Origin of the sequence: Falsihalocynthiibacter sp. BN13B15, assembly GCF_041205415.1 — a bacterium.
Taxonomy (GTDB): domain Bacteria; phylum Pseudomonadota; class Alphaproteobacteria; order Rhodobacterales; family Rhodobacteraceae; genus Falsihalocynthiibacter; species Falsihalocynthiibacter arcticus.
The window spans coordinates 110,823-136,190 of the sequence record NZ_JBGFCE010000009.1; the positions used below are offsets into that span (position 1 = coordinate 110,823).

The 25,368-nt window shown below is 50.5% G+C and carries 22 protein-coding genes and 4 pseudogenes; 18 read left to right on the forward strand and 8 right to left on the reverse strand.

The genetic code is table 11. The features are described from left to right. Nucleotides 1-8 precede the first annotated feature (8 nt). Together flhA and AB9F26_RS15160 are read right to left on the reverse strand one after the other, a co-directional pair. Nucleotides 9-2,039, reverse strand: coding sequence for a flagellar biosynthesis protein FlhA (gene flhA, locus AB9F26_RS15155; RefSeq protein ID WP_369757950.1), 2,031 nt, complete (start codon nucleotides 2,037-2,039; stop codon nucleotides 9-11). Nucleotides 2,040-2,473: 434 nt separating this feature from the next. After that, nucleotides 2,474-2,717, reverse strand: a pseudogene (locus AB9F26_RS15160) (IS3 family transposase); the annotation flags it as partial. A gap of 291 nt (nucleotides 2,718-3,008) precedes the next feature. On the opposite strand from AB9F26_RS15160, the gene AB9F26_RS15165 reads away from it, so the two are divergent. The 4 genes from AB9F26_RS15165 (at nucleotide 3,009) to AB9F26_RS15180 (ending at nucleotide 6,227) form a co-directional block, all read left to right on the forward strand. Beyond that, the gene (locus AB9F26_RS15165; RefSeq protein ID WP_335584642.1) at nucleotides 3,009-4,544 is read left to right on the forward strand and encodes a flagellin; all 1,536 of its coding nucleotides are present in this window, start codon (nucleotides 3,009-3,011) and stop codon (nucleotides 4,542-4,544) included. An 80-nt stretch (nucleotides 4,545-4,624) separates the two neighbouring features. Beyond that, nucleotides 4,625-5,002: a flagellar biosynthesis regulator FlaF gene (flaF, locus tag AB9F26_RS15170; protein WP_039000250.1), complete on the forward strand. Its 378-nt coding sequence runs from the start codon at nucleotides 4,625-4,627 to the stop codon at nucleotides 5,000-5,002. After that, entirely contained in the window at nucleotides 4,999-5,406 is a 408-nt protein-coding gene (gene flbT / locus AB9F26_RS15175; protein WP_335584643.1) for a flagellar biosynthesis repressor FlbT, read from the forward strand. The genes flaF and flbT overlap by 4 nt, the downstream gene beginning before the upstream one ends. Further along, nucleotides 5,403-6,227 carry a DUF1217 domain-containing protein gene (locus AB9F26_RS15180; RefSeq protein WP_335584644.1) on the forward strand — a complete coding sequence of 275 codons (825 nt, stop codon included), beginning with the start codon at nucleotides 5,403-5,405 and terminating at the stop codon, nucleotides 6,225-6,227. The genes flbT and AB9F26_RS15180 overlap by 4 nt, the downstream gene beginning before the upstream one ends. 152 nt (nucleotides 6,228-6,379) lie before the next feature. Here the strand turns inward: AB9F26_RS15180 and AB9F26_RS15185 are convergent. Further along, a pseudogene (locus AB9F26_RS15185) lies at nucleotides 6,380-6,580 on the reverse strand (integrase core domain-containing protein); the annotation flags it as partial. Nucleotides 6,581-6,769: 189 nt separating this feature from the next. On the opposite strand from AB9F26_RS15185, the gene AB9F26_RS15190 reads away from it, so the two are divergent. Beyond that, entirely contained in the window at nucleotides 6,770-6,907 is a 138-nt protein-coding gene (locus AB9F26_RS15190; RefSeq protein ID WP_369755804.1) for a hypothetical protein, read from the forward strand. Nucleotides 6,908-7,027: 120 nt separating this feature from the next. Beyond that, nucleotides 7,028-7,291 (forward strand): IS3 family transposase, encoded by a 264-nt coding sequence (locus tag AB9F26_RS15195; protein ID WP_369768379.1) that lies wholly within the window; start codon nucleotides 7,028-7,030, stop codon nucleotides 7,289-7,291. A gap of 299 nt (nucleotides 7,292-7,590) precedes the next feature. Here the strand turns inward: AB9F26_RS15195 and AB9F26_RS15200 are convergent. Next, nucleotides 7,591-8,416: pseudogene (locus AB9F26_RS15200) on the reverse strand (transposase); the annotation flags it as partial. 56 nt (nucleotides 8,417-8,472) lie between these two features. On the opposite strand from AB9F26_RS15200, the pseudogene AB9F26_RS15205 reads away from it, so the two are divergent. Then, nucleotides 8,473-8,854, forward strand: a pseudogene (locus tag AB9F26_RS15205) (hypothetical protein); the annotation flags it as partial. 167 nt (nucleotides 8,855-9,021) lie between these two features. Here AB9F26_RS15205 and AB9F26_RS15210 read toward each other — a convergent pair. Both AB9F26_RS15210 and AB9F26_RS15215 read right to left on the reverse strand, forming a co-directional pair. Then, nucleotides 9,022-9,381 carry a hypothetical protein gene (locus tag AB9F26_RS15210; protein ID WP_335586955.1) on the reverse strand — a complete coding sequence of 120 codons (360 nt, stop codon included), beginning with the start codon at nucleotides 9,379-9,381 and terminating at the stop codon, nucleotides 9,022-9,024. Further along, on the reverse strand, nucleotides 9,374-9,589 hold the full coding sequence (locus tag AB9F26_RS15215; RefSeq protein ID WP_236940073.1) for a rod-binding protein: 216 nt from the start codon (nucleotides 9,587-9,589) through the stop codon (nucleotides 9,374-9,376). Before AB9F26_RS15215 ends, AB9F26_RS15210 begins: the two co-directional genes overlap by 8 nt. Before the next feature lie 194 nt (nucleotides 9,590-9,783). On the opposite strand from AB9F26_RS15215, the gene AB9F26_RS15220 reads away from it, so the two are divergent. The 3 genes from AB9F26_RS15220 to AB9F26_RS15230 all read left to right on the forward strand — a co-directional run bounded on the left by AB9F26_RS15220 (nucleotide 9,784) and on the right by AB9F26_RS15230 (nucleotide 13,349). Continuing rightward, on the forward strand, nucleotides 9,784-11,709 hold the full coding sequence (locus AB9F26_RS15220) for a flagellar hook-length control protein FliK (RefSeq protein WP_369768380.1): 1,926 nt from the start codon (nucleotides 9,784-9,786) through the stop codon (nucleotides 11,707-11,709). A gap of 12 nt (nucleotides 11,710-11,721) precedes the next feature. Beyond that, on the forward strand, nucleotides 11,722-12,393 hold the full coding sequence (locus AB9F26_RS15225) for a flagellar hook capping FlgD N-terminal domain-containing protein (RefSeq protein ID WP_335586958.1): 672 nt from the start codon (nucleotides 11,722-11,724) through the stop codon (nucleotides 12,391-12,393). Between the two features lie 95 nt (nucleotides 12,394-12,488). Next, nucleotides 12,489-13,349 carry a phosphotransferase gene (locus AB9F26_RS15230; protein WP_335586959.1) on the forward strand — a complete coding sequence of 287 codons (861 nt, stop codon included), beginning with the start codon at nucleotides 12,489-12,491 and terminating at the stop codon, nucleotides 13,347-13,349. A 1-nt stretch (nucleotide 13,350) separates the two neighbouring features. Here the strand turns inward: AB9F26_RS15230 and ubiB are convergent, their stop codons facing one another. Both ubiB and ubiE read right to left on the reverse strand, forming a co-directional pair. Further along, complete coding sequence (gene ubiB / locus AB9F26_RS15235) at nucleotides 13,351-14,883, reverse strand: 2-polyprenylphenol 6-hydroxylase (RefSeq protein WP_335586960.1); 1,533 nt, start codon at nucleotides 14,881-14,883, stop codon at nucleotides 13,351-13,353. Then, nucleotides 14,884-15,636: a bifunctional demethylmenaquinone methyltransferase/2-methoxy-6-polyprenyl-1,4-benzoquinol methylase UbiE gene (ubiE, locus tag AB9F26_RS15240; RefSeq protein ID WP_369758154.1), complete on the reverse strand. Its 753-nt coding sequence runs from the start codon at nucleotides 15,634-15,636 to the stop codon at nucleotides 14,884-14,886. Nucleotides 15,637-15,723: 87 nt separating this feature from the next. Here ubiE and mutM point away from each other — a divergent pair, with 87 nt between their 5' ends. The 8 genes from mutM to gyrB all read left to right on the forward strand — a co-directional run bounded on the left by mutM (nucleotide 15,724) and on the right by gyrB (nucleotide 25,249). Beyond that, nucleotides 15,724-16,575 carry a bifunctional DNA-formamidopyrimidine glycosylase/DNA-(apurinic or apyrimidinic site) lyase gene (gene mutM / locus AB9F26_RS15245; RefSeq protein WP_335587008.1) on the forward strand — a complete coding sequence of 284 codons (852 nt, stop codon included), beginning with the start codon at nucleotides 15,724-15,726 and terminating at the stop codon, nucleotides 16,573-16,575. Between the two features lie 62 nt (nucleotides 16,576-16,637). After that, a complete protein-coding gene (locus AB9F26_RS15250) occupies nucleotides 16,638-17,414 on the forward strand; it encodes an enoyl-CoA hydratase (RefSeq protein WP_039003977.1) in 777 nt (258 codons plus the stop codon). Between the two features lie 94 nt (nucleotides 17,415-17,508). Further along, complete coding sequence (gene rpsT, locus AB9F26_RS15255; protein WP_039003978.1) at nucleotides 17,509-17,772, forward strand: 30S ribosomal protein S20; 264 nt, start codon at nucleotides 17,509-17,511, stop codon at nucleotides 17,770-17,772. Between the two features lie 618 nt (nucleotides 17,773-18,390). Then, nucleotides 18,391-19,752: a chromosomal replication initiator protein DnaA gene (gene dnaA, locus AB9F26_RS15260; protein WP_369768381.1), complete on the forward strand. Its 1,362-nt coding sequence runs from the start codon at nucleotides 18,391-18,393 to the stop codon at nucleotides 19,750-19,752. A gap of 126 nt (nucleotides 19,753-19,878) precedes the next feature. Further along, entirely contained in the window at nucleotides 19,879-20,997 is a 1,119-nt protein-coding gene (gene dnaN / locus AB9F26_RS15265) for a DNA polymerase III subunit beta (RefSeq protein WP_335586950.1), read from the forward strand. Nucleotides 20,998-21,024: 27 nt separating this feature from the next. Next, entirely contained in the window at nucleotides 21,025-22,137 is a 1,113-nt protein-coding gene (gene recF / locus AB9F26_RS15270; protein ID WP_369768382.1) for a DNA replication/repair protein RecF, read from the forward strand. Continuing rightward, nucleotides 22,134-22,763: a LysE family translocator gene (locus AB9F26_RS15275; protein ID WP_369768383.1), complete on the forward strand. Its 630-nt coding sequence runs from the start codon at nucleotides 22,134-22,136 to the stop codon at nucleotides 22,761-22,763. The genes recF and AB9F26_RS15275 overlap by 4 nt, the downstream gene beginning before the upstream one ends. Nucleotides 22,764-22,831: 68 nt before the next feature. Beyond that, the gene (gene gyrB / locus AB9F26_RS15280) at nucleotides 22,832-25,249 is read left to right on the forward strand and encodes a DNA topoisomerase (ATP-hydrolyzing) subunit B (RefSeq protein ID WP_335586953.1); all 2,418 of its coding nucleotides are present in this window, start codon (nucleotides 22,832-22,834) and stop codon (nucleotides 25,247-25,249) included. The last annotated feature ends 119 nt before the right edge of the window (nucleotides 25,250-25,368 follow it).

Here is a 25,368-nt window from a genome sequence, read left to right on the forward strand (position 1 = left end):
TGCTTCATTCATAAAGGCACGAAACCTACGAGTGCAGGGCGCGCATCCGTCCCAATTTCTTCGAACGACAGGACAGGATTGCTGATCCCCTTGGCCGACAGCACAGTGCGGATAAAGCGTCTCCTGAGCCGAGAGGTTACGATTGCGGGATAGGTTCCCGCCTCCGCAGCCCGCGCAATGCGATCAGCAACGCCGTCCGCCAATTTATTGAACTCAAGCGGGGGGAGCGCCACATCCACCTGACCGCGATCCCCAACCATTTGGTACAGATTGAAAGACGCTTCCCACTCAGGCGCCAATTGAATCAATGGGATTGTGCCATCGGCTCGCTTGATATCAGCGACCAGTTGGAAGCCTAACCGCTGTCGAACATGTTCGCATATTCCTTCGGCGCTTGGATAAATTGGTCTTGCCTCGGCAGTCGCCTCAAGAATAAGCGGTAAATTTCGCACGGAAACTTGCTCCTCCAAGAGGAGCCGCATGACATTTAAAAGCAGATCTACTGGAACCTTCTCAGGAACAAGTTCATCTAACATTTGCCGATTGGCAGCAGCGCGGTTTTCGTCGGACAAGTTTGTCAAAGCAGCTAGAATTTTGCGCAAAGCCTTCAACGTTAAGAGCCGCGGGAAGTTTCGCTTAATGACTTCAAGCAAGTGCGTTGCAAGAACCTCGCTTGAGTTCACAATTGTGGACCCAGATAGAGCCGCCTCGTCTTGGTCCTCTTGTGCGATCCATCGCGCGGGAGCCCCGTAAACAGGCTCGCTAACATCCTCCCCCGATGGAAGAGAATCCCCACCATCAAGCATCAGCGCCAAAACTTTTTCAGGGTGCAGCACGTCTCTTGCCTGCTCGACTCCTTGGACGCGAATGATATACGAGCCAGCTGGCAATGAAGCCTCGTCTGTCAAACGGATTTCGGGCAGAATCAGCCCGTATTCGGTGGCCACATGCGTGCGCATATTCTCAATTCTGGCATCCAAACCTGTCGCCGGATCCAAAATCATATTAATGAGATCGGGCGAAAATTCGACGTGGATGTCGTCCAGATCCAAAGTGTCTCCGATGGGTTTCTTTTCCGTTTTGGGAAGCGCATTTTCGGTAACTGCCGTCTCGGTTTTCTTCTCTTTGGCCAAACGTTTATGAACCAGCCAAGAGCAGTACCCCAAAGTAAGAGCGCCGGCGATAAACGGTAAAAACGGAAGTCCTGGAACGAGCGCGAAAAGCGCCATCAATACGGCCACGGTTCCCAAGGCAGCAGGGTGCCTTCCGAGTTGCGCGACCATCGCCAAATCCGTCGAACCTGTTGTGCCTCCACGTGCCAAAAGCAACGCGGATGCGATCGATATAATTACCGCTGGAATCTGAGAAACGAGGCCGTCCCCAATGGTTAGGATGGCATATGTTTCAAAGGCCCGACCAATTGGCATGTCGTGAATTGCGACGCCGATAATCAAACCCATAACCAAATTGAGGAGGGTAATAAGAAGCCCAGCGATTGCGTCGCCTTTTACAAACTTTGAGGCACCGTCTAGGGACCCGAAGAACGTCATTTCAGCCTGATCTTTTTCGCGCCGCTCCTTAGCTTCATTGTGGTCGATGGCTCCGGCGGACATGTCGGCATCAATTGCGAGTTGTTTTCCGGGCATCGCATCAAGGGCAAAACGCGCTCCAACTTCCGCCATCCTCCCAGCACCCTTGGTGATCACGACAAAATTTACAATGAGAAGTACGCCAAAGACCACGAGGCCCAAAAAAACACTTCCACCCATAACGAAACTAGCGAAGCCCTGAATAACATCTCCCGCGGCACCTGGTCCCGTATGCCCCTGTCCAATGATCAGTTTGGTTGACGAAACATTTAGTGACAATCGCAACATCAGCGACGCGAGCAACACGGTGGGGAATGCCGAGAAATCTAACGGGCGTTCAATAAATAGCGTGACCGTGAACATGAGAATAGCGAGTGCAAAGGACGTCGCAAGGCCTATGTCCAGAATCCATGCTGGCACCGGTAAAATCATCATGACGATGATAGCCATCAGCACCAATGCTAGTAATACAGTGGGGCTAAATAGGTTCGAAACTGACAGCTTTGTTTCCATTCTGGAACTAACTTTCTTCAATTTTATTAGGTAGTTTTCGACAGACCAATCGAGAAAGTGTGCTCAGCTTTTTTCAAGCAGAAATAAATCGGCTTGATTTGGTGTATCGATAAAAAATGCGTTGCAGTGACGCCTGTAGACTTAAGATTGGAGTCTATTTTAAGTACTGGAGTTGCAAAGCAATTGGTGAGATCTTCTATCCCAAACAGCCGTTGCACTCGCATTCTCCGAGTTGAAAAAATCAGGGACGTCATGATCATCATTGAGACAGCACTTCCAGAAATTGTTTAATGAAAATTATCCGGAAACCGTTTATAAAGTGTAAGGAATACGGTGATCTTCCTATTTTTAATGAAGCTCAGCCGTAGATTTTATTTGGCTGCTTTCAGTTTTATTGCGGGGGTTATGCCACCGATGCCCAGTTGGGGAGCTCGTTGTTGTAAGTCCAGAGCGATTGTAACACTCAATATGAGCGTTTTATGGGTCATTGTCGGCGCGTATGCTTCGAGGTTTTCCACGCCACTCAATGATTTGGTTTAAGCTCTGGACGACGCGCTCTGTGGGTAATGAGAAATCCACGTCAATTCACAGACCTTCGAAATTGAAGTTTTCCAGCAAGTTCCAGGTTCGGATTGCCTGCCGTACGCAAGCTGATGCGCCCGATAGAATCTGTTGCGCTCGTGTCAGATGATGAAACTCCAAATTTTAGTAAAATTCTACAAAACTTAGACTGCACACTTAGGGTTCTCTTAGGTTTTGTCCTTCAGTTTGGATGAACATCTCCAAGCGGGATGATGCGGCGAGAAATAATATGACCGTCGTAAATGTCAGAATGACATCAGCTGCGCCTTAGTCGGTGCGAAATGAAAACCGGCGCAAAAGCGTCTTAGGAATTAGGAAAACACGATGTCCAGCATTCTGACAAACACAGGCGCGATGGTCGCGCTTCAAACGCTAAAAGGTGTAAACGCCAGCATGGCGACTACGCAAAACGAAATTTCCACTGGTAAATCCGTGTCTTCGGCCAAGGATAATTCTGCAGTTTGGGCAATTTCAAAAGTGATGGAGGCGGATGTGAGTGGGTTTAAGGCGATTTCCGACAGTCTATCGCTAGGTGAATCGACTGTGGCAGTTGCGAGACAAGCCTCTGAGACCGTGACGGACCTCCTAACAGACATCAAAGGTAAAATTGTTGCCGCTCAAGAAGAGAATGTAGACCGAACAAAAATCCAAACGGATATCTCGGCTCTTCGTGATCAGATTACGGCAGTTGTTGGGGCGGCCCAGTTTAATGGTTTGAATTTGGTTCAAGGTACTGAGGACGTCAACGTTTTGTCTTCACTTGATCGATCGAGCGATGGTTCAGTAACAGCCACAAATATTAAAGTTTCACGTCAAGATCAAACTACGACTGCGGGTACATTTGGAACGGGTACTTCAATTGCCGCCAATGCCGTTGTTGCAGATAGCGCTACTGCAGTAGCTTCCGCAGCAAACACTGCAGTTGTTACCTATGCGGATACGTGGGCAGCTGCTGACACAGCGCAATTAACTGTTGCGGGGGTTGATCTTAGCTTTACGGCAACAGGAACAGACGTCACAGACGTTGCGTCGTATTTTGCCGGTGCAATTAATGGTCTAGGTCTAGAGGGCGTTACGGCTTCAAACACCGCGGGTGTACTAACGATTAGCTCAACGCGGGCGTTTGAAGGTATGAATGTTAAGTCGACAGCGACTACGGCAGGAGACGGTTCTTCAGACATTACAGCTGTAAATGGAGCTGGTCCGACCGGCACCAACACAGCCTCGGACAGTACGATTGCTCAACGTTCAGAGAAAATTGACTTATCGACTGTGGCCGCTGTCGCAGATGGCGATGGATACAAAGTAACTGTAGGTTCCAATTCTTACAACTATATCGCCGGAAAAGACGAGTCGATGGAAGACGTAGCCAAAGGGCTTAAAACCGCGATTGATGGCGGCAGTATTGCTGGCGTAACGACCAAAGTTGTCCAGGATGCAACGACCAAGGCTTGGAGTCTTCAAGTTGACAATGACGGAACTGGATCGGCGTCTCTTGCATTTTCGACCGCTGGCAATGCTGGTGGCAAAGCCTCGGGTGGCCTTTTCGGCTTGGACAAAATTGATGTTCGTACGAATGCAGGCGCTAATGCAGCGTTAGATAGCATTGAAAACTTGATCCAATCCTCGATCGACGCCGGAGCTAATTTTGGTTCTACACAGTCACGAATTGAAAACCAAAGCGACTTCATCGGAAAGCTGACCGATTCTTTAAAATCGGGCATTGGCACACTAGTTGATGCGGATATGGAGGAAGTGTCTGCACGTCTGACGGCACTTCAAACACAGCAACAATTGGCTGTTCAGTCTTTGTCCATCGCAAACCAGGCACCTCAATCGATCCTCTCACTCTTCCGCTAAGCCGATAAAAACCGGAGCGCCGGAAAGGCGCTCCGGACACAAATTTAATTTTATTGTGCTATTTCCTGGAAGGACTCACAGTGAACGCATTACATCAGGCCAAGACGGCTTACGGCTCAACCCAAAAGACAACTCGAACTTCACGTGGAATTGAATACGAGGCGTTTGCTCGCATAACCCACGCCTTAAAGGTTGCAGAAGCCAAAGGTAAACAGGGTTTTAGGGAGCTCGCCATGGCTTTGCATCAAAATCGACAGCTTTGGACAATTCTCGCCTCAGACGTTTCTGAGGAAAGTAATGCACTACCAGAAGAGTTGCGCGCCCGAATTTTCTATTTAGCAGAGTTCACGAATTTCCACACCCGCCGAATTCTTAAAGACGAGGCGTCGGCCGAAGTCTTGGTAGACGTCAACTCCTCAATAATGCGTGGGTTAAGAGCCGGGGCGGTGGCGAAATGAGTGGTCTGGTATTGAAATTGGGTCCAAAAGAGCGTGTCTTAATTAATGGAGCGGTAATCGAAAACGGAGATCGGCGCTCGCGCCTTTCAATTGTTACACCAAACGCTAATATTTTACGCTTACGAGACGCAATACATCCAGAGGAAGTAAACACACCTGTCCGTCGTGTGTGCTATATTGCACAACTGGTGTTGTCCGGTGATGCGGACAAAAGCGAAGCCAAAATCCAAATGCTGCGGGGGATCGAGCAATTGAGCCAAGTCCTTGTGGATTTAGATAGTCGAGATCAACTAACAGCAGCGACTGATGCAGTGATAGAAGAGCAATACTACCAAGCATTAAAGCTACTTCGCACACTTCTTCCGCGCGAAGAGCGGTTGATGGCCGCCGCAGAACTATTATGACCTTCCAAGCTCTTATTCCTCTCTCGGGATATGCTGGATGGACATTCTTGACTCGCACAAGAGAATCTCAACAAGAAGTGCATGATAATTCCCAACTGATTTCAAGAGAAGTAGAATACTTCAAGGAAAATATTTCGAAAATTTCAACGGCCAAAGAATTGGTCAAAGACCGGACTCTTTTGAAGGTTGCCCTCGGAGCGTTTGGACTCGATGCTGATTTGCCAAATAAAGCATTTGTTGAGAAAGTACTGGTGGAAGGTTCACTTTTGGAAGACGCTTTTGCGCATCGCCTTAGCGACAAGCGCTATTTAGAAATGACGGTAGCCTTTGGCTTTGATCTTGGAACTCCTAGGTCAAAACTATCCGACTTTGGAGACAAAATTGTTAAGGCGTATAAAGGACGCCAGTTTGAAGTGGCCGTTGGGCAGGCAAACGATAGTATGCGTTTAGCTTTAACGGTTCAAAGAGATCTGACCGACATAGCCAATGATGACATGACCTCAAACAGTAAATGGTTTACCGTAATGGGAAATCCGCCTTTGCGAAGCGTTTTTGACACTGTGTTCAACTTACCGTCTTCGTTTGGTGCTTTGGATCTTGATAGGCAGCTTGAAGTTTTTCAAGATAGAGCGGAAAGATTATTTGGTTCCAGTGACCTAACACAATTTTCCGACCCGGAGAAACAAGAAGATTTAATTCAACAGTTTCTAGTCCGCTCTCAACTTAATAGCATTAATATCGGTGTTCAATCTGGGCGGGCAGCACTGTCCTTGCTTCAAAATTCGCGCTCATATTTCTCCAATTCCCAACAATTCTTCTAGTCTGGCTGTGAACCTAGTAAACCTCTCCCTAAGTTTCAGACACTAATGTACACAACTATTTTTTATTTTGCTGGATTTCAACTTGAAGTAGATCGGATGTGACGGGCTGGGCTGGTAATCCCCCCATTTTTAACGGGGTGCGGCTGTAGAACTTACGCGGCCATTTTAAGTTTCTGGGCGGGGGGCATGCCGCCGATGCCCATATTCGGGCGGTCATTGTTGTAACTCCATAGCCATAGTGTGGCGAAGTCCTGTGCCTCCTCGATGTTTTTAATAATATGTTGGTCCAGCCATTCATGCATGACAGTGCGGCTGTAACGCTCGATGTAAGCGTTCTGTTGCGGCTGAAGTGGTCCGGCAAAACTGGACAGCGTGCTAAGGTGTATCCAACACGAATGAATGGATACGAGAATGACGAAGCGGCGGAACTTTTCGGACAAGTTTAAGGCTGCTGTGGTGTTGGAAGCGCTGCGTGGAGATAAGAACAGTTCAGGAGATCGCGGCCAAGCGCCAGCTCCACCCATGCCCGACAGGCAACGCAGGTGAGTTCATGGAAACGGCCGGCGATTGAAGGGGAGGTAGGCGTATTTTCGGACAAGGTCAAGAAGGCTGAGAATAACGAGGGCGAGATCAAGGACCTTCACGCCAAGATTGGTCAGTTGGCGCATCTCGGGGTGTAAATACCTCTGCCAGCCAACAGGTGGAGAACGATTTTTTGTCACAAGGGTTGAAGCGATGAGCCCGACAGACCGCCGCGAGATGATCCGCACAGAAAACACCGATTTGAGCCTGACAAGCTAATGCAAGCTGCTCAAGATTCGCCGCCCGTCGATCATTACACGCCGGTCGCCCTTGATCAGGCAACGCATGATCTGATGCGTGAAATTGATCGAATATTTACGAAGCATCCCTTCTTTGGCAGCCGGAAGATTACGGCCTATCTTCCCCAGCTGGGGTTTTCAGCAGGTTGGCACCGTGTTCGTCGTTTGATGGGCATTATGGGCTTGCAGGCCATCCAAAAAGGCCCCAACACATTCAGCACAGCATTTACCCATACTTGCTGAGAAAGCTGCCAATTACGCGTCCTAAACATGTTCTCCTCTCGGGCATGTAAACATGCCCTGCTGGGCTTCGGGTGCAGCGACATCACTTACATACCCGTGAAAAACGGCTTTTTGTACTTGGTCGCGAGGGGTGTTTACACCCCGAGAAATATGGATTGGGCAACCCGTAAAGTGCTGTCCTGGCGGCTCTCAAATACCCTGGATGCCGGCTTCTGTGTTGAGGTGCTGGATGAAGCTATCGCCAAATATGGAAAGCCAGGGATCATGAAGCCTGTCCTGAAAAGCAGCTTACCACTTCAGTACTCCGGCCCATTATCGACCCGAATAGTTTCTGGTTTCCCTCGCCATTCAATGATCCGATTAAGGCTGCGAATAACCCGTTCGGCTGGCAAAGAAAAATCGACCTCGACGCCCAATCCCTCGCGGTTTAAATATTCCAGCACGTTCAAGAGCCGAAACGCTCGACCATCCATTGCGCGGCGGTGCATGCTTACATGCATGAGAGGGGCCGAGGTGATCCGCCATGAAGTGCATCGACAAGGTCACGTTCGGTACGCGAGGCACTGCCAGCACATTGGGTTTGTCCCGCTTTAACCGTTTCCGAGGTTTGATCCGCAAGTTCAGTTCCAGTTCGCAGTAAATCCGATACACCCTTTTGTGGTTCCATGGATAGCCCTGCACGTTAGGTAGATGCTGGAAACATAACCCAACCGCCCAAGTCTTCCATGCGACCGTCAGTCCAACCAGAAAATCGGCAATCTTTTCGTTCTCATTGATCAAGAAAGGGCTGTAATGATAGCCCGTCTCACTGACATCAAACGTGCGGCAGGCCAGCGCAATGCCAGTACCGTGGCGCGCCACCGCGTTCTCGGCCAGACCCCGGCGCAGGGCTGGCCGGAGCACTTTTTTCCTAGGGCTTCATCTGGCTGATCATCGACGCGTCTATTACCCGGCAGGTGATGCCCTGCATCACTGAGAGGGCATCCCGCCATACTTCGCCCGTCATTTGTAGAACGACGCGTTGCTCATGCCATGTTCGCGGCACAGCTCCGTTACCGGCACACAGCTTTCGGCTTGGTATAGGATCGCAAGAATTTGGGGTTCGCAATATCTCGCCATCTTCATCAAATTCTCCTCAGATATCTTGCCAAGAAAATTCTATTTTCGCATCCCCTTAGTTTAGGGAGATGGCCATGTATGTGATGGCATTGCATGGGGTCAGTATTGCGCTGGCCTGTCGGACATTCCAGATAAGCGAAACCTGTTATCGGTCCAGCACGGTTCTGAGCTACGAGAACGAAGAAATTTCCGATCGGTCGGAGCGTTTGACAACGCCAAACACAGTTGGGGCTTCGGCTTATGTTTCTTGTATCTACGTAACGTGCAAGGCTACGGGTGGAACCGCAAACGGGTCTATCTCATAAGCTGACAGGTAAATGCGAATCAATCACCGAGAGGTGGATCTATTGCGAACTGGGGCTGAATCTGCGGACCAAGCCAAAGCGACGTCTAAAGCGGGACAAGCTTGAGCCGTCGGCGGCGCTAGGTGCGCCAAACGATACATAGTTCATGGATTTCCCTCTTTGAAGTGGTCCACCCGTTTGGTTTGGAACGTGTAGAACTGAAGATGGCTTTTAAGAGACCCGCGCTGAAAGAGATTGTAGTGAAGTTCCTGTAGGTTGAGGTTCTAATCGGGCAAGGTATGCCTCGGAAGGAGGCAATCAGACAGATTAGGTGCGTCGTTCAAATCGAACGTTACCATTGCTTCCAAGTTGTTCGCGTTGCCCTGTATTTGTATACGTGGTGAGGGCTTTGTTTTGGCCTTGTATTGCTGTCAGCCGCCCATTTACACTGCGAACTGCACGCACAGCAGCCCCCAAAAGTCGTTGATTTCGGCTTGCTTTTATGCGGATTCGAGCCAAAATTGCGGCTTCAGGTGCAGGCTCTTTTAAAAGTTTTTCCGTCAGAAGAGCCTTTGCTTGAGTAAACTTAGCGAAGTTCTCTATTGCACCTGCGAGGATGTTTTCACGTTCCTTATCTAGCAAGAGTTCTAACTCTACAGCCAAGGTGGCTGGGGATGTACTATTCATTCTCGGACTCCTTCAAGGCTTCAAAAAGCGATTGGGCAAGGCCAATGCCGCCTTTCTCAACCATTGCTTCAGCCTGAGCTTGAACTAAAAAAGAACCGAATTGATCTTCCCCTGCTCCCCCTCCCAAATTCTCACGCGATTTTCCAAACCCAGCAGATTTCAACATTTCCGCAAGGAAACTGGCTTCAAGCTTTTTTGCGGCATCCATAAGCTTGGTATCTTCAGAGGATAACGGCTTAGGGCTTGTTCTGTTCTGGGAAAATGTTGGTGCGATCAGATCGGACATCGGAATGCTTTCAATTCTAGACAGTTTCTCCAATATTGGATCAAACCAGTAAACATCTGGTAACCAAGTCATCACATAGTAGCACTACCACGAGGAAGAATTCCCGAAAGGCTACGATGAACAATTTGATTTCGATAGTTTCCCGCGCGCCAAGTAGTTTGGATTCGCATTCCAATGGGCCTTTGGTTCAAGGTGAAAGTGCAAGCCTACCTTCTCGCAACACTCCGGAAGCTCAAAGCAAAGCTGGGCTTGCCCTAGTTTCAATTCCGTCTCAAAATGGGGCGAATACGGTGCATGAGTTGAATGGCGAAGCCACTTTCGGGGACATTTTTAATGGAAGCTTAGAGAAAAAGCCTAGCAGTTCCGGCTTAGGAACACCCGAACTTCTTCTTGAGAATACTAATTCCACAAAAGCCGGTTCAACGTATTCCAGCGCTGACGGAGAGATATCCGACGTCGTGCAAAAAGAACCGCAAGCTGTTTTGGATTCCGCAGTTTTATTTGGTCATCCGTCAAACATTCAAACATTACCCTTGAGTTTTGGAGGCCAATACCCTGTTAAATTGACAGAAAGTACAAATAGTATAACCGCCAGTACTACTCTCGAAACTGATCTACCAAAAGTTCCTTCTGATTTTGTTTCGCCAGTTCCTGTATCTGAATCGTCAGAAGGGACAGTGCCACTTCGTGCTCTTGAACAAAGCATTACATTGAAGGCGGAAGCCACCGACAAACCTTTCAAAACAGGGAAGGCCGAGACAACTTTCACTCCTTCCTCACTTCTAAATGAAAGTGCCACTTTGCAAGCGCCCAACAATGCGTCGACGAACGTTCAAACGGAGATCGCTTCCTCCATGAGAAACCCTGTTGATTCGCCTCCAAGTTTGATGCCAACCGCAAAACCAGACAATAGTGCAGCGATCTCGGAGGCTTCCACAAATTCTACTGAACCCCCCCAGATGCAATCGCAACTTCGTGACGCCACGTCGGTGCTTAGGGCAATGATGCCAACCTCAAATGAGACCCGTGTCGCGCGCCCTCAAGTTTTCGCAAATGACGGTGAAGTTTTACGCGGAGTCTCTGCATCTCCAAAAGACAGGTTGGCATCTACCGGGCAGGACCGCTCTTATTCTCAAGCGCTTTCAACTTCAAATGGGGGAGTGAGTTTGCAAAAGGACGGATTTCGAGTGAATCACGATGTGGCAACCTTTGTAAAAACGGTCCCACAGAGCGCCGAACCCACGCCCTTACCAAGTGAGCAACAACTGACAACGCAAAAGCTAAGCTCAGCTTCTGATCACCAGCATATTGTAGCACCCTCTCAACCTATTCAGGGCAATTCTACTAATGTCATAAATGTAGTTCCCTTAACTTCGGAATCTGTTTCTCCTAATGAGACCGCAGTGAAAACGGCTTCAACTCCAGCCGCCACTACACTTGCGCAAACCACGTCGACCACATCTCCGCCACAAGTTCCTAATGCCCTGATCGACACACCTTATAATATGGCCGCGCCTTTGGTCGAAGATTTTGCAAGTGACTTGAGTTTTACTCCGGACACGATGAATTTAGAATCTAGCCGCGTTCCTCTCGCACAATCCCAACACCAAGCTCTAGCGACTCCCCCACAATTACATCCCGATTTGGCGCGTTCAGTTGCACAACAACTGGCTTCCGCATCAATTGGCGAGGCCAATAGGCCGCTGGAGCTTGCACTTTCTCCGGAGGAGCTTGGACGTGTAAAGCTTACTTTTTCCCCCACTGAGGGTGGGATGGTCGTTTCGGTACTAGCAGAGCGACCGGAAACGCTCGATTTAATGCGTAGAAACATTAACTCCCTTGCTCAGGAATTTCTTGGAATGGGGTACGATCAAATTTCGTTCAACTTTAATCAATCTGGTTCCGAGCAGCAGCAAAATGGTCAGTCTTCTCCGGATCAACCACACGTGCCGCCATCAGAGTTCCAGCCTATTGGAACACCGGAATCGGGTCCGATTGCAATAGATCTGACGCAATCTGATCGCGTCGACATTCGTATTTAAAAGGACGTTACAATGGAAGTTACCCAATCTTCGCCTGCACTCCAAACATCCTCCAGCCAGATCGTATCTGAATCCCAAACGGACGCCGCTTCGCTTTCGTCGGATTTTGATACTTTTCTCAAGATGTTGACTGCACAAGTCACCAATCAAGATCCCCTGAATCCGACCGATTCTACAGACTTTGCCGCACAGCTTGCGACGTTTTCTAATGTAGAGCAATCAGTGAAAACGAATGAACTCCTAGAAAATTTGGTCGCTCAATTTGGCGGTTCTGGGATGGCTGAAATGGCAAGTTGGGTAGGTATGGAGGCGCGGATCGAGGCCCCGGCGCATTTTTCAGGGAGCCCAGTTACAATTTCACCAAATCCGATTGTAGGAGCAGATCAGAATTTCCTTGTCGTGCGGGATTCCGACGGAACAGTCGTTCAGCGAAACGAGATTCCAGTGAGTGCAGGAGCGTTAGAATGGGCTGGTGTAGACGACGGCGGAACGCCCTTTGAGAACGGTCTGTATACTTTTGCGTTGGACAGTTTCAAAAATGGAGAACAAATGGGCGAGATTCCCGTTGAAGTTTATAGTCGTGTAACGGAAGCTCGGGGCGAAGGAGGGATAACAGTTCTTGTTCTGGAAGGGGGGGCAATGGCTAACTCCGCAGATGTCACTGGCCTGCGCGAAGCTGCTTGATGTATACTGTTTCATAGTTCACTTGCCTTGGAATCTACGCATCCCTAAATTGCATGAAACCAAGGATCGGCCTAAGTGGAATGTCTCTAACCTCTATGCAAACTCAACTCGCACGCGAGCTTTCGCAGAATTGTTTAGTGCCAAGCCAAGCAGCGTGGCAACAGTTGAGCGGTGGGCGCACCAATACCTGTTGGCGCATAAAAAATCAGGAAATCGATGTTGTTTGCAAATTGTTTCAAAAAGGGCAAAACAACCCTCTTTTTCCAAACAGTCCAAGCGACGAGTTCTCGGTACTCAAGTTACTCGAAAGAGCAAATCTTTCTCCCGATCCAGTTGCATACCAAGAAACGACTTTTGGTACTTGCGTGCTTTATTGCTTTCTTGATGGCGACGCCATTTCTGGCGTCGATGCGGGCGAAGTTGGCAAAACTCTTGCCCAACTGCACAACACGCCAATTCCGGTAAGAACCCATCTGCGAAAGCTTTCGCTTTCACCAAATGGAGTATCGCTTCACGGGGTAAAAATTTTGGATGTCTGCTCCTTTCGAACTGCACAGACACACCAAAAACTAATGCCGGTTCTTCCGAACTTGCCGGCGGCTACTCCGGTCTTGTTGCACGGGGACTTGGTGCCCGCAAATATCATTCGAACCAAGATAAACGTGCGGTTTATTGATTGGCAGTGTCCCGCGCTTGGCGACCCCTGTGAGGATATTGCAACTTATTTGTCACCGGCGATGCAGTACCTGTATGCCGACAAGCCGCTTGACGAGCATCAAGAAGCAGAGTTCCTGCGCTCGTATGGGAACAAAGATGTAATCGAACGTTATCATATCCTAAAACCGCTATACCACTGGCGCATGGCAGCATACTGCCTGTGGAAGGCAGGGGAAGGTGTCGAAGATTATGCGCAGGGCTACGCGCTGGAAATGATGGCCCTTAATCGTCTCGTGTAAACTAAGAAACGTGCAGCCAGATCCATTGGCCGACGGAAACAACGCCCATCCCCGCGAGGAACACTAGCGCGTACACGCCCAAGCTTTTCTTCGGCGCGGTATCTGCCATAGTCGTGCGCGCAATTAGGGCTTGCTCGGCCATTCCGGGTAAAAGCGGGCCGAACCGGCTTAAAATCCGAAGAGTCTTGACCAAGTCTGACACCACTGCTTTGGGCCCAATGCTTTCTTTGATGTACCCTTCGACGATTGGCTGTGCCACGTGCCAAATGTTGATTTGCGGATCAAGCGACCTTGCCACGCCCTCGACGACAACCATCGTGCGCTGGAGGAGGATCAACTCGGTGCGCGTTTCCATCCCAAATCGCTCGGTGACTTCAAAGAGGTAGTGCAGGAGGCGGCCCATGGAAATTCCACTCGCTTCCATTCCGAAAATGGGTTCACCAACGGCGCGCAGTGCATTTGCGAATTCTTCTACATCACGGTCGGCGGGCACATACCCTGCTTCAAAATGGACTTGCGCGACGCGTTTGTAATCTCGGGTGATGAAGCCATAAAGGATTTCGGCATAGACGCGGCGTGTGTATTCGTCGATTCTCCCCATGATCCCAAAGTCATAGGCGATAATGTCGCCGTTCTCGGCAACCTTCATATTGCCCTGGTGCATGTCGGCGTGGAAGTACCCGTCGCGCAAGGCGTGGCTCAAAAAGAGTTGCAGCACACGCGCACCGAGGGCTACGCGATCATGCCCCGCCGCATCTAAAGCTGCATTGTCGCCAATCGGCGTACCTTCTGCCCAACCAAGAACCATGACGCGGCGACCTGAGAGTTCCCAATTGGCGGCGGGAACTTGAAATGCTAAATCGTCTTTTGTGTTGGCGCCAAACTCCGATGCCGCAGCGCTTTCAAGCCGCAAATCAAGTTCGCCGGTGACGCCTTTATCAAAGTGTCGGATCACTTCTGTTGGTCGCAACCTTCGAGACGCAGGCGATAGAAATTCAAAGACGCTGGCCGCAAAGTAAAAGGCATCAATGTCCTTTCGGAATGCCTTTTCAATACCGGGGCGTAGAACTTTTACCGCAACTTCTTGACCCGTTTTAGCCAACCGCGCACGGTGCACCTGTGCGATACTCGCGGCGGCCACAGCATCGCCAAATTCACTGAAAAGTACGTCACTTGAATAGGTCAATTCTTCGGCGACCGATGCTTTTGCGATTTCAGTCGGGAAGGGGGGAAGCTTGTCTTGTAAGACCCGAAGTTGCCGCGCTAAATCTTCTCCAGCAATATCGGGGCGCGTGGACAGAACTTGGCCAAATTTAATATACGCAGGCCCCAAGGCGTTAAGGGCGCGGGTCACAGGGGTTAATGCTGGGTCGCCTTTGACGCCAAGCCACTTAAATGGCCACGCCAATGATCGTAACGCCACACGAACAAGGGGGGGCGCATCAATGGCTTCGAGAATCGGTGCCATCGCGCCATTGCGTTCAAACGTTGCACCCGTGCGAATGAGGCGCCAAATATTATGTGGGCCGCGCATCTAGATTTTCCATCCCGAATGAAGCGCCGCGATTCCCATGGAGAGGTTGCGGTATTTTACGTTCTCAAATCCAGCATTTCGGATCAACGACGCAAAGGTTTCCTGATCCGGAAAGTTCCGAATGGACTCCACAAGATATTGATAACTCTCGGAATCATTGGCAATGAGCTTGCCCATTTTCGGGATCACATTGAACGAGTACAGATCATAAGCTTTCTGCATCAACTCATTGGGAAGCTGAGAGAATTCAAGTACCATAATCCGGCCACCTGGGCGCAAAACACGGTAGGCTTCCGCCAATGCATCGGGAATTCGCGTGACGTTCCGGATACCAAAACTGATGGTGTAGACGTCGAACGTGTTGCTCGGGAAGGGGAGGGCCATTGCGTCGCCGACCACCCAATCAAGCTCGTCGGCGCGCTCAATGGCTTCCTTGCGCTGCGCACCTGCAATCAGCATTCCTTCGGTCATATCACAGACAGTGGCGTGGCCATATCCGGCTCGCTTGAGGAATTTGAACGAAACATCGCCCGTTCCACCCGCCACATCGAGCAGCTTCTGGCCTGCGCGCGGTGCAAGCCAATCCATCATCGCTTCTTTCCAGATGCGGTGGATGCCCATCGACATTGCGTCATTCATGACGTCATATTTACTCGCAACATTCGTGAAAACGCCGTGGACCATGCCCGCTTTTGCGTCTTCATCTACGGTTTGGAAACCGAAATGCGTGGTTTTCTGGGAATTCTCGGTCATTTTGCCTTGCCCATTCTAATTCATCTCGACTCTTATATAGTGCTCACATGTGGTTACAACGTTCGCAATACTAAAGGAAAGCTGCCGATGCCCGAATTACCCGAAGTCGAGACGGTTCGTCGCGGTTTGGCACCTGTTATGGAAGGTAAAACAATTCTTAATGCGGATGTGCGCCGTCCAGACTTGCGGTGGCCGTTCCCTCCTAATATGGCGGAGCGGCTCACGGGCGCGCGGGTGCTGGGCCTACGACGGCGATCCAAATATATCTTGGCCGATCTGGACACGCGCGAGACGTTACTCATTCATTTGGGAATGTCGGGCCGCATGCTCATCTCGGGGGAACCACAGGGAAATTTGCACTATGAACTTCCTACGCCGCTCAAGCACGACCACGTAATTTTGGATCTGGAGGGTGGTGTTCGCGTGGCATTTAATGATGCGCGACGGTTTGGTGCGATGGATTTGGCGCCGACAGATACAATTGATGCACACAAGCTTTTGGCCAAACTGGGGCCAGAACCGCTAGGGAACGATTTCAACGGTATCTATTTGCAGGAGCGCTTGGGGAATAAGAAATCACCAATTAAATCCGCGCTGCTAGATCAGGGAATCATCGCAGGGTTAGGCAACATTTATGTCTGTGAAGTGCTTTTCCGGACACAGATATCGCCAAAAACACCAGCAAACACCCTCTCTAAGGCCTCTGTAAATGGATTGGTTCCAGCCATAAGAGACGTCCTAAACGAAGCCATCGAATCAGGAGGCTCAACCCTGAAAGACCATCGGCAAGCAGATGGTGAATTGGGTTATTTTCAACACAATTTTAAGGTTTACGGCCGAGAAGGAGAACCGTGTTTGCGCGAAGGCTGTGGAGGGACGATTGGGAGGATTGCACAGTCGGGTCGCTCAAGCTTCTATTGTTCGCAATGCCAAAGATGACTTGATCGGAACTGTAAGACTGGTAAGTCAGAGCTTAACAGAAATTATACGGTAGGCCTATCATGGCGTATGAGACACTCATTGTCGAAGTTGAAAATCACGTAGCCCTCATCAAGCTTAATCGGCCAGAGGCGCTAAATGCCCTCAATTCGGTATTGCTGAGTGAGCTCGCGCAGGCCCTGAAAATTGCCGAAAAGAACGACAAAGTGCGCTGCATTGTTCTGACAGGGTCTGAGAAGGCTTTTGCCGCAGGCGCTGATATCAAGGAAATGGCTGACAAAACCTTTGTGGAGATGTTCAGTTCAGACTTCTTTGGTGCGGAATGCAAAAGCCTTTTGGCCAATCGCAAGCCGGTCATTGCCGCCGTTGCGGGCTATGCGCTGGGCGGTGGATGCGAACTGGCCATGATGTGTGATTTCATTATTGCGGCAGATACCGCGAAGTTTGGCCAGCCAGAGATTAACCTTGGTGTTATTGCTGGAATGGGTGGAAGCCAGCGCCTGACACGATTCGTTGGAAAATCGAAATCGATGGATATGCACCTCACGGGGCGTTTCATGGACGCGGAAGAAGCAGAAAGGTCGGGATTGGTTAGCCGATTGGTTCCTGCCAAAAAATTAATGGAAGAGGCGATGTCTGCCGCTCAAAAGATTGCAGAAAAATCCTTACTGGCGACGAAGGCCGCTAAGGAAGCTGTTGATCGCTCTTATGAAACAACACTTTCGGAAGGGTTGCTCTTTGAGCGTCGCCTATTCCACTCGTTGTTTGCAACAGAAGATCAAAAAGAAGGTATGGCTGCATTTCAAGAAAAACGAGAAGCGCAGTTTCGCGATAAATAACAAAATCGTCGCACACCCCGTTGACTTACGGCTGAGTCGGGTCTAGAAGCCCAACTTCAGATTTATGCGACCCCAAAAAGTGGGAATTCGAGATATGGCTAATACGCCCCAAGCAAAAAAACGCGCTCGTCAAAACGAACGTCGTTTCCAAGTAAACAAAGCACGCCGTTCACGCGTTCGCACTTTCCTCCGCAAGGTTGAAGAGGCGATCGAGTCCGGCAACAAGGACGATGCATTTGCAGCATTGCGTGCCGCTCAACCTGAGCTGATGCGCGGTGTAACAAAAGGTATTTTTCACAAGAATACTGTTGCACGCAAAATGTCGCGTCTCTCTTCACGTGTTAAGGCAATCGCCTAAGACGTTAAGACTTAATTAGTTTTAAAAGAGCGTCCTTTCGAGGGCGCTCTTTTTTTGTGCGCGTGCGGCAAAATTGCTGCAGCGCAGGTAGGTTTTAAAGGGCAATTAGATTCGTTTTGAGAAAGTTCGAGTCAAGGTCGAAGATAAGTTGCGAAGCAACGCGACCAGTTGCTACTTAGGTCATGCGATTCACATCTTCGCTGGAGACACGACGAATTTTGAGCCATCTCTAATCCATTAGAGGCGGCAACTGTATCTGAGTTTTGGGCTTCCCACATCTCTGATGCGGAAGTGGTAATTTTGAATTGGATCAGTTCTTGCCTGGTTTCTTGAAGTTATTACTGTTTTTAACCTGATTTCTATTCTTGGATCAGGGCTTAAAGTTAAATCGGTCTCCATCTACTCACGACGTGAGGTTTGAATGAGCTTGAGAAAGGGACTTCTCGTGCTCCTATCAATCTCGAAAGGCAGTACCCGCAAGGCACTGCCTTAGGGCGGTTTTTGCGTTTTCTGCAAACGTGATCATCGAGGGATGTGAAGGACGACTTGGGGGGTCTACCCACACGAAATCAGAAGGTCATTGGCCTAAAAAGATAACTGGCGAAGCGGGTAAAAAAGATGACGAATGAGACTTGGGGAACCGTACGAAATGAGCTGCAAAAAACCGTTGGGCAAAGCAATTTTACAAACTGGATTGAACCTCTAGAGTTTTCGAGCTTGAAAGACGGAATTGCAGTGTTTGCAGTTCCGACGAGCTTTATGGGCAATTGGGTTTCGCGGAATTTCGGCGATCAGATCAAACATCTTCTGAACGAAGCAGGGGCCGCTGTTAGCCGCTTGGAGTTCGCCGTCGCGAGCAAGCCAGTGGCGCGTCCTGCGTCAAAGGCACAGAAAGCCGCACAACACGCCCCAACCGTTGAGCCTACAGCGGATGTTTCTGTTCCCGGAGCTCCTCTGGATTCGCGTTTCACGTTCGAAAGCTTTGTTGTTGGCAAGCCGAACGAACTTGCGCACGCTGCTGCGAAACGCGTTGCTGAGGGCGGGCCCGTGTCCTTCAACCCACTTTTCCTTTACGGCGGTGTAGGGCTTGGTAAAACCCATCTGATGCATGCCATTGCACATGAACTTCGGCGCGACCGCCCTGAGTTGAATGTTGTTTACCTTTCCGCAGAGCAGTTCATGTACCGCTTCGTTCAGGCTTTGCGCGAACGCAAGATGATGGATTTCAAAGAGCTTTTCCGCAGCGTTGACGTCCTCATGGTTGATGATGTTCAATTCATCGCCGGCAAAGACAGCACGCAAGAAGAGTTTTTCCATACGTTCAACGCGCTGGTTGATCAAAACAAACAGATTATTATTTCCGCTGACCGCGCACCGGGTGAAATCAAAGACCTCGAAGACCGCATTAAATCGCGCCTTCAGTGTGGTTTGGTCGTGGATTTACACCCAACCGATTATGAACTGCGTCTCGGAATCCTTCAGCAAAAAGTCGAGCATTATCGTAAGCAATATTCCGGTTTGGTTTTAACCGACGGCGTCTTGGAGTTTTTGGCACACCGAATCTCGACCAATGTTCGGGTACTTGAAGGGGCTCTCACGCGGCTTTTCGCGTTTGCTTCTCTTGTTGGTCGCGAAATCACGCTGGAACTTGCGCAAGATTGCCTCGCAGATATTCTGCGCGCGAGTGATCGTAAGATTACCATTGAGGAAATTCAGCGTCGCGTCAGCGAGCATTACAATATCCGTCTTTCCGAAATGATCGGCCCGCGCCGCGTACGGATTATCGCACGGCCACGCCAAGTTGCGATGTTCCTAGCAAAACAACTCACCAGCCGCAGCCTTCCTGAGATTGGCCGCCGCTTTGGGGGACGCGACCATACGACGGTTATGCATGGCGTAAAACGGATCGAAGAGCTAAAACAGCTCGACAGTCAGATGGCCGAAGACCTAGAACTGTTGCGCCGCAGCCTTGAGGCTTGAAAACTAACGCAACAAGCGTCTCAGGCCTTGACGGCCCCCCGATATAATCGGACATTCTGACGAACAGTTAACAACGGGCGGAAGCGTTGGCTTCTTCGCCCCTGCACCTGTCAATAGGAGCATTGAATGAAATTCAGTATCGAACGCGCGGCCCTGCTAAAGGCCATTTCCCAAGCTCAGTCCGTGGTTGAGCGCCGCAATACGATCCCAATTCTGGCGAACGTATTGATTGAAGCCGAAGGGGAAAATGTTTCATTTCGTGCCACTGACTTGGATATCGAAGTTGTCGACAAGACCATTGCTCAAGTGGAGCGGGCTGGAGCCACAACGGTTTCGGCTGTTTTGCTTCATGAAATTGTCCGCAAATTGCCGGATGGCGCATTGATCAAACTCACCGACGATGGTGCTGCTGGCCGCCTCACCGTGGAGGCGGGGCGTTCCAACTTCTCGCTCGCGACACTGCCTCGCGAAGATTTCCCTGTGATGGCCTCTTCGGAATACACATCAAACTTTACCGCAAAGGCGAGTGTTCTGCGACGTCTTTTTGACAAATCAAAATTCGCAATTTCGACTGAAGAAACACGGTATTATCTCAACGGCGTCTACATGCATATTTCGGAGTCCGAAGGCGGAAAAGTTCTGCGCTGTGTGGCCACAGACGGTCACCGTTTGGCGCGGATCGATGCTGAAATGCCTGAGGGTGCTGCGGATATGCCCGGCGTTATTGTTCCACGTAAAACAGTTAATGAAATGCGCAAGCTCCTTGACGTTGACGATGCTGAAATTGCGGTTTCTGTGAGCGAAACCAAAATTCGTTTTGCCACGCCCGAAATCACGTTGACATCAAAGGTCATCGACGGAACTTTCCCCGATTACACACGCGTCATTCCAACAGGAAACACCCGCAAACTCGAGGTGGACGCGGCTGAATTCGCGAAAGCTGTTGATCGTGTGGCGACCGTGAGTTCTGAGCGTAGTCGTGCTGTGAAACTCTCGCTCGATGAAGATCGTTTGATCCTTTCCGTTAACGCACCAGATAGTGGTGCTGCCGATGAAGAACTGGTTGTCGCTTATGGGGACGAGCGTTTGGAAATTGGTTTTAACGCGAAGTATTTGCTCGAAATTGCCAGCCAAGTGGATCGTGAAAACGCCGTGTTTATGTTCAACTCTTCGGCGGATCCGACCTTGATGCGCGAAGGTAATGACACGTCCGCGATTTACGTCGTTATGCCGATGCGGGTCTAAGGGCTTCGCAGCGGGCAGGTTCTCCCCGTGACAGGCTTGGCCCTCCGAGATATTAAACTCTCGCACTTCCGGTCCCACAAGGCGACTCATTTAGAATTATCTGGGCGCCCTGTGGCCATTCACGGCGCGAACGGCGCTGGAAAAACCAGTCTTCTGGAGGCGATTTCCCTTTTGTCTCCGGGGCGCGGCCTTCGGCGCGCAACCACGCAAGAAATGACCCGCAAAACAGAAGCTATCGGGTGGAAAATTTCGGCCGTCATCGCGACGCCCAATGACCTGCACGAGGTGGAAACATGGTCTGAGGCGGGTGCTCCGCGCCAAGTACGGATAGACGGAAAAGCTGCGCCCCAAATTGCCCTCGGAAAAATTGCACGTGTGCTTTGGCTCGTCCCTGCGATGGATCGCCTGTGGATTGAGGGAGCTGAGGGGCGCAGACGGTTTCTTGATCGCATGACGCTGAGTTTCCTGCCAAGTCACGCGGAGTCCGTTTTGGCATACGAAAAATCCATGCGGGAGCGCAATCGGCTTCTCAAAGATCAAATTCGAGACCCTGCTTGGTATGGCGCTCTGGAAAATCAGATGGCCATTTCTGGCGCACAGATATCGTCAAATCGCGCGACGGTTTTGGCGCATATTGAGGCCGCCCAACACGCCGCTCAAACCCATTTCCCCACAGCGGACTTGGAGCTAATTCAACCCGACGGATCCCCACTGGGGCCGCAATCTGAAGCCGCCCTGCGCGACGCATTTTCGCGGGCGCGGTCACGCGACATCGCGGCGGGCCGTACGCTGGTTGGGCCGCATCGCGCTGACCTTGCGGCGCATTATCGTGACAAAAATATTTCCGCACGCGATTGTTCCACGGGGGAGCAAAAGGCGCTGCTCATTTCCCTTGTTCTTGCAAACTGCCGCGCCCTCGCATCGGACTTGGGCGCTCCTCCCGTGCTCCTTCTCGATGAGGTCGCCGCGCATTTGGATGCGAACCGCCGCGCGGCCCTCTATGACGAAATCTGTACTGTCGGGGCGCAAGCCTTCATGACGGGCACCGGTCCCGAACTTTTCGCCGAAATTGAGTCCCGCTCAGATGTCTATGAAGTTCAAGATATTGACGGAACCTCCAAAGTAGTCGCTGCAACATGACTTTGTCTCCTTCAGATCTCGCGCTTTATGCCTTCGCAATTTTTATCCTGTTTATGACGCCCGGCCCCGTTTGGGTTGCCATCATGGCGCGTGCAATGAGCGGTGGCTTTCGTGCTGCGTGGCCACTCGCGCTGGGTGTTGCTGTAGGCGATGCATTTTGGCCTCTTCTTGCGGTGCTTGGCGTTAGTTGGCTGGCTGGGGAGGTTGCGGGGCTGATGATTTGGCTGCGCTACTTTGCGGCCGCGTTCTTTATCTTTTTGGGTATGAGCCTCATACGCAAGCCCAGTGGTATCTTAAAGGCTGATAGTCGTCTGACCAAGCCGGGTGTTTTGGCGGGGTTTCTGGCTGGCGTGGCGGTTATTCTTGGCAACCCAAAAGCGATTTTGTTTTACATGGGCATGCTGCCCGGTTTTTTTGATCTCACCTCTGTAACTCGCCAAGACATTGCCGCAATTGTCCTGATTTCTATTATTGTTCCCTTTTTTGGCAACCTCGCTTTTGCAGCTTTGATTGCCCACGCGCGGACGTTTTTGAAGTCGCCAGAGGCGATCAGGCTCCTGAATGTTGTGGCCGGAGTGTTGCTCGTTTTTGTGGGGGCGTTTTTAGGGGCAACTGCGCTCGTTTAATTGCCTCAATCGCGTGACATCCCTTGCAAATAAACGTATAAATATCAAAAATACGAAGGATGCCTCAAATGGCCGATAACGCGCAGACTCCCGAAGAATATGGTGCCGATTCTATTAAAGTTCTCAGGGGCTTAGAGGCTGTTCGAAAACGGCCTGGAATGTACATTGGTGACACTGATGATGGTTCGGGTTTGCACCATATGGTGTACGAAGTTGTCGATAACGGCATCGACGAAGCTCTTGCAGGCCACGCGGACGCGGTAAACGTCACAATTCATGCGGATGACTCGGTTTCGGTTAGCGATAACGGTCGCGGAATTCCCGTTGGGATACACGACGAAGAAGGCGTTTCGGCCGCTGAAGTTATCATGACCCAACTCCACGCTGGCGGTAAATTTGACAGCAACTCATACAAGGTTTCTGGCGGCCTTCATGGCGTTGGCGTTTCCGTGGTGAACGCGCTGTCCAACTATCTGGAATTGCGGATTTGGCGCGACGGAAAAGAACATTATGCGCGCTTTGAGCATGGCGACACTGTTGAACATCTGCGTGTTGTTGGCGATGCGAATGGCCGTAAAGGGACGGAAGTGCGCTTCCTCGCTTCATTGGATACGTTCTCAAACCGCGATTTCATTTTTGAGACGCTTGAGAAGCGTTTGCGCGAACTAGCGTTTTTGAATTCGGGTGTTCGGATTATTCTGACAGATGAGCGACCAGTCGAACATCTACGCACCGAGCTTTATTACGATGGTGGCGTCCGCGAGTTTGTTAAATATTTGGACCGCAGCAAGTCGTCCATTATGCCGGAACCTATTTTTATGGTCGGCGAAAGAGATGATATCGGCGTTGAAGTGGCAATGTGGTGGAATGATAGCTACCACGAAAACGTTTTGCCTTTTACCAACAATATTCCCCAGCGCGATGGCGGAACCCATTTGGCTGGTTTTCGCGGCGCTCTGACTCGTACGATCAACAATTACGCTCAAACCAGCGGGATTGCGAAAAAGGAAAAAATCTCCTTCACGGGTGACGATGCGCGCGAAGGATTGACTTGTGTGTTGTCAATTAAAGTGCCTGATCCTAAATTCTCTAGTCAGACCAAAGATAAGCTTGTTTCCTCCGAAGTTCGCCCCGCAGTTGAGGGCCTCGTGAACGAGAAACTCGCGGAGTGGTTTGAAGAAAATCCGACCCAGGCCAAGATCGTCGTTGGCAAGATCGTTGAGGCCGCTGTGGCGCGCGAAGCCGCGCGCAAGGCGCGGGACCTTACCCGCCGCAAAACGGCACTTGATGTGAATTTCTTGGCTGGGAAACTCAAGGACTGTTCCGAAAAAGACCCCTCTAAAACCGAAATCTTCATCGTGGAAGGGGACTCTGCGGGCGGGTCGGCGCAAACGGGCCGCGATCGGATGACACAAGCCATTTTGCCGCTAAAGGGTAAGATTTTGAATGTAGAGCGGGCGCGTTTTGACCGGATGCTCGCCAGTCAAGAAATCGGAAACCTTGTGATGGCTTTGGGCACGGGCATTGGCCGTGACGAATTCAATATTTCCAAACTGCGCTATCATAAAATCGTTATTATGACGGATGCGGACGTTGACGGCGCACATATTCGCACTTTGTTGCTGACGTTTTTCTATCGGCAAATGCCAGAGCTTATCGAGGGTGGCTATCTTTATATTGCTCAGCCTCCCCTCTATAAAGTGTCACGCGGCAAGTCCGAGGTTTACCTCAAGGACCAAGCCTCGTTGGATGATTATTTAATCGAAATGGGCGTTGAAGGTACCATCCTGCGCCTTGCCTCCGGAGAAGAGATTTCCGGTGCTGACCTTCGGCGTGTGATCGAAGAAGCACGTCAGGTGCGTCGGATTTTACAAGCATTCCCAACGCATTACCCGCAGCATATCTTGGAGCAAGCCGCGATTGCAGCTGCTTTTGTTCCGGGGGCGGTCGATCAAAACCTGCAGGGTGTTGCAGACGCTATTGCATCGCGTCTGGACAGTATCGCAGTAGAATATGAGCGTGGCTGGAAAGGCCGCCCAACCCAAGACAAAGGTATCCGTTTAGCGCGTCTTTTGCGCGGTGTTGAGGAAGTTCGCACGCTGGATGGTGGCGTGATGCGCTCTGGGGAGGCCCGTAAACTAGGGACCTTCACGGAGTCCCTTTTGGAGCTTTACGACAAGCCCTCCCGTTTGGTGCGCAAAGACAAAGAAGTGCTTATTCACGGGCCAAGTGAACTGCTAAAAGCTATCCTTTCAGAAGGCGAAAAAGGTCTATCACTTCAACGCTATAAAGGCCTTGGCGAGATGAACCCCGGTCAACTTTGGGAAACCACTTTGGACCCAGATGCACGTATATTGCTGCAAGTGAAGGTCGACGACATGGCAGAGGCGGATGACCTATTCACCAAGTTGATGGGCGACGTTGTTGAGCCACGACGTGAGTTCATTCAGCAAAATGCGTTGAATGTGGAGAACCTTGATTTTTAACCCGGTGTAGGGACGCGCAAATTACTGCATGCGCCGCATAAGTCTGCGCAATTAGCCCATAAGATTGCATAAATTCACGCCAGAGGTGCATTGTAGCTCGAGCAATGCACCTCTGGCGC

What these genes read in the sequence shown, in the direction of transcription:
- flhA (WP_369757950.1), bottom strand. Translation starts at nt 2,039, where the DNA reads ATGGCTATCATCGTCATGATGATTTTACCGGTGCCAGCATGGATTCTG.
- AB9F26_RS15165 (WP_335584642.1), top strand. Translation starts at nt 3,009, where the DNA reads ATGTCCAGCATTCTGACAAACACAGGCGCGATGGTCGCGCTTCAAACG.
- flbT (WP_335584643.1), top strand. Translation starts at nt 4,999, where the DNA reads ATGAGTGGTCTGGTATTGAAATTGGGTCCAAAAGAGCGTGTCTTAATT.
- AB9F26_RS15180 (WP_335584644.1), top strand. Translation starts at nt 5,403, where the DNA reads ATGACCTTCCAAGCTCTTATTCCTCTCTCGGGATATGCTGGATGGACA.
- AB9F26_RS15195 (WP_369768379.1), top strand. Translation starts at nt 7,028, where the DNA reads ATGCAAGCTGCTCAAGATTCGCCGCCCGTCGATCATTACACGCCGGTC.
- AB9F26_RS15210 (WP_335586955.1), bottom strand. Translation starts at nt 9,381, where the DNA reads ATGAATAGTACATCCCCAGCCACCTTGGCTGTAGAGTTAGAACTCTTG.
- AB9F26_RS15215 (WP_236940073.1), bottom strand. Translation starts at nt 9,589, where the DNA reads ATGGATGCCGCAAAAAAGCTTGAAGCCAGTTTCCTTGCGGAAATGTTG.
- AB9F26_RS15220 (WP_369768380.1), top strand. Translation starts at nt 9,784, where the DNA reads ATGAACAATTTGATTTCGATAGTTTCCCGCGCGCCAAGTAGTTTGGAT.
- AB9F26_RS15225 (WP_335586958.1), top strand. Translation starts at nt 11,722, where the DNA reads ATGGAAGTTACCCAATCTTCGCCTGCACTCCAAACATCCTCCAGCCAG.
- AB9F26_RS15230 (WP_335586959.1), top strand. Translation starts at nt 12,489, where the DNA reads ATGCAAACTCAACTCGCACGCGAGCTTTCGCAGAATTGTTTAGTGCCA.
- ubiB (WP_335586960.1), bottom strand. Translation starts at nt 14,883, where the DNA reads ATGCGCGGCCCACATAATATTTGGCGCCTCATTCGCACGGGTGCAACG.
- ubiE (WP_369758154.1), bottom strand. Translation starts at nt 15,636, where the DNA reads ATGACCGAGAATTCCCAGAAAACCACGCATTTCGGTTTCCAAACCGTA.
- mutM (WP_335587008.1), top strand. Translation starts at nt 15,724, where the DNA reads ATGCCCGAATTACCCGAAGTCGAGACGGTTCGTCGCGGTTTGGCACCT.
- AB9F26_RS15250 (WP_039003977.1), top strand. Translation starts at nt 16,638, where the DNA reads ATGGCGTATGAGACACTCATTGTCGAAGTTGAAAATCACGTAGCCCTC.
- rpsT (WP_039003978.1), top strand. Translation starts at nt 17,509, where the DNA reads ATGGCTAATACGCCCCAAGCAAAAAAACGCGCTCGTCAAAACGAACGT.
- dnaA (WP_369768381.1), top strand. Translation starts at nt 18,391, where the DNA reads ATGACGAATGAGACTTGGGGAACCGTACGAAATGAGCTGCAAAAAACC.
- dnaN (WP_335586950.1), top strand. Translation starts at nt 19,879, where the DNA reads ATGAAATTCAGTATCGAACGCGCGGCCCTGCTAAAGGCCATTTCCCAA.
- AB9F26_RS15275 (WP_369768383.1), top strand. Translation starts at nt 22,134, where the DNA reads ATGACTTTGTCTCCTTCAGATCTCGCGCTTTATGCCTTCGCAATTTTT.
- gyrB (WP_335586953.1), top strand. Translation starts at nt 22,832, where the DNA reads ATGGCCGATAACGCGCAGACTCCCGAAGAATATGGTGCCGATTCTATT.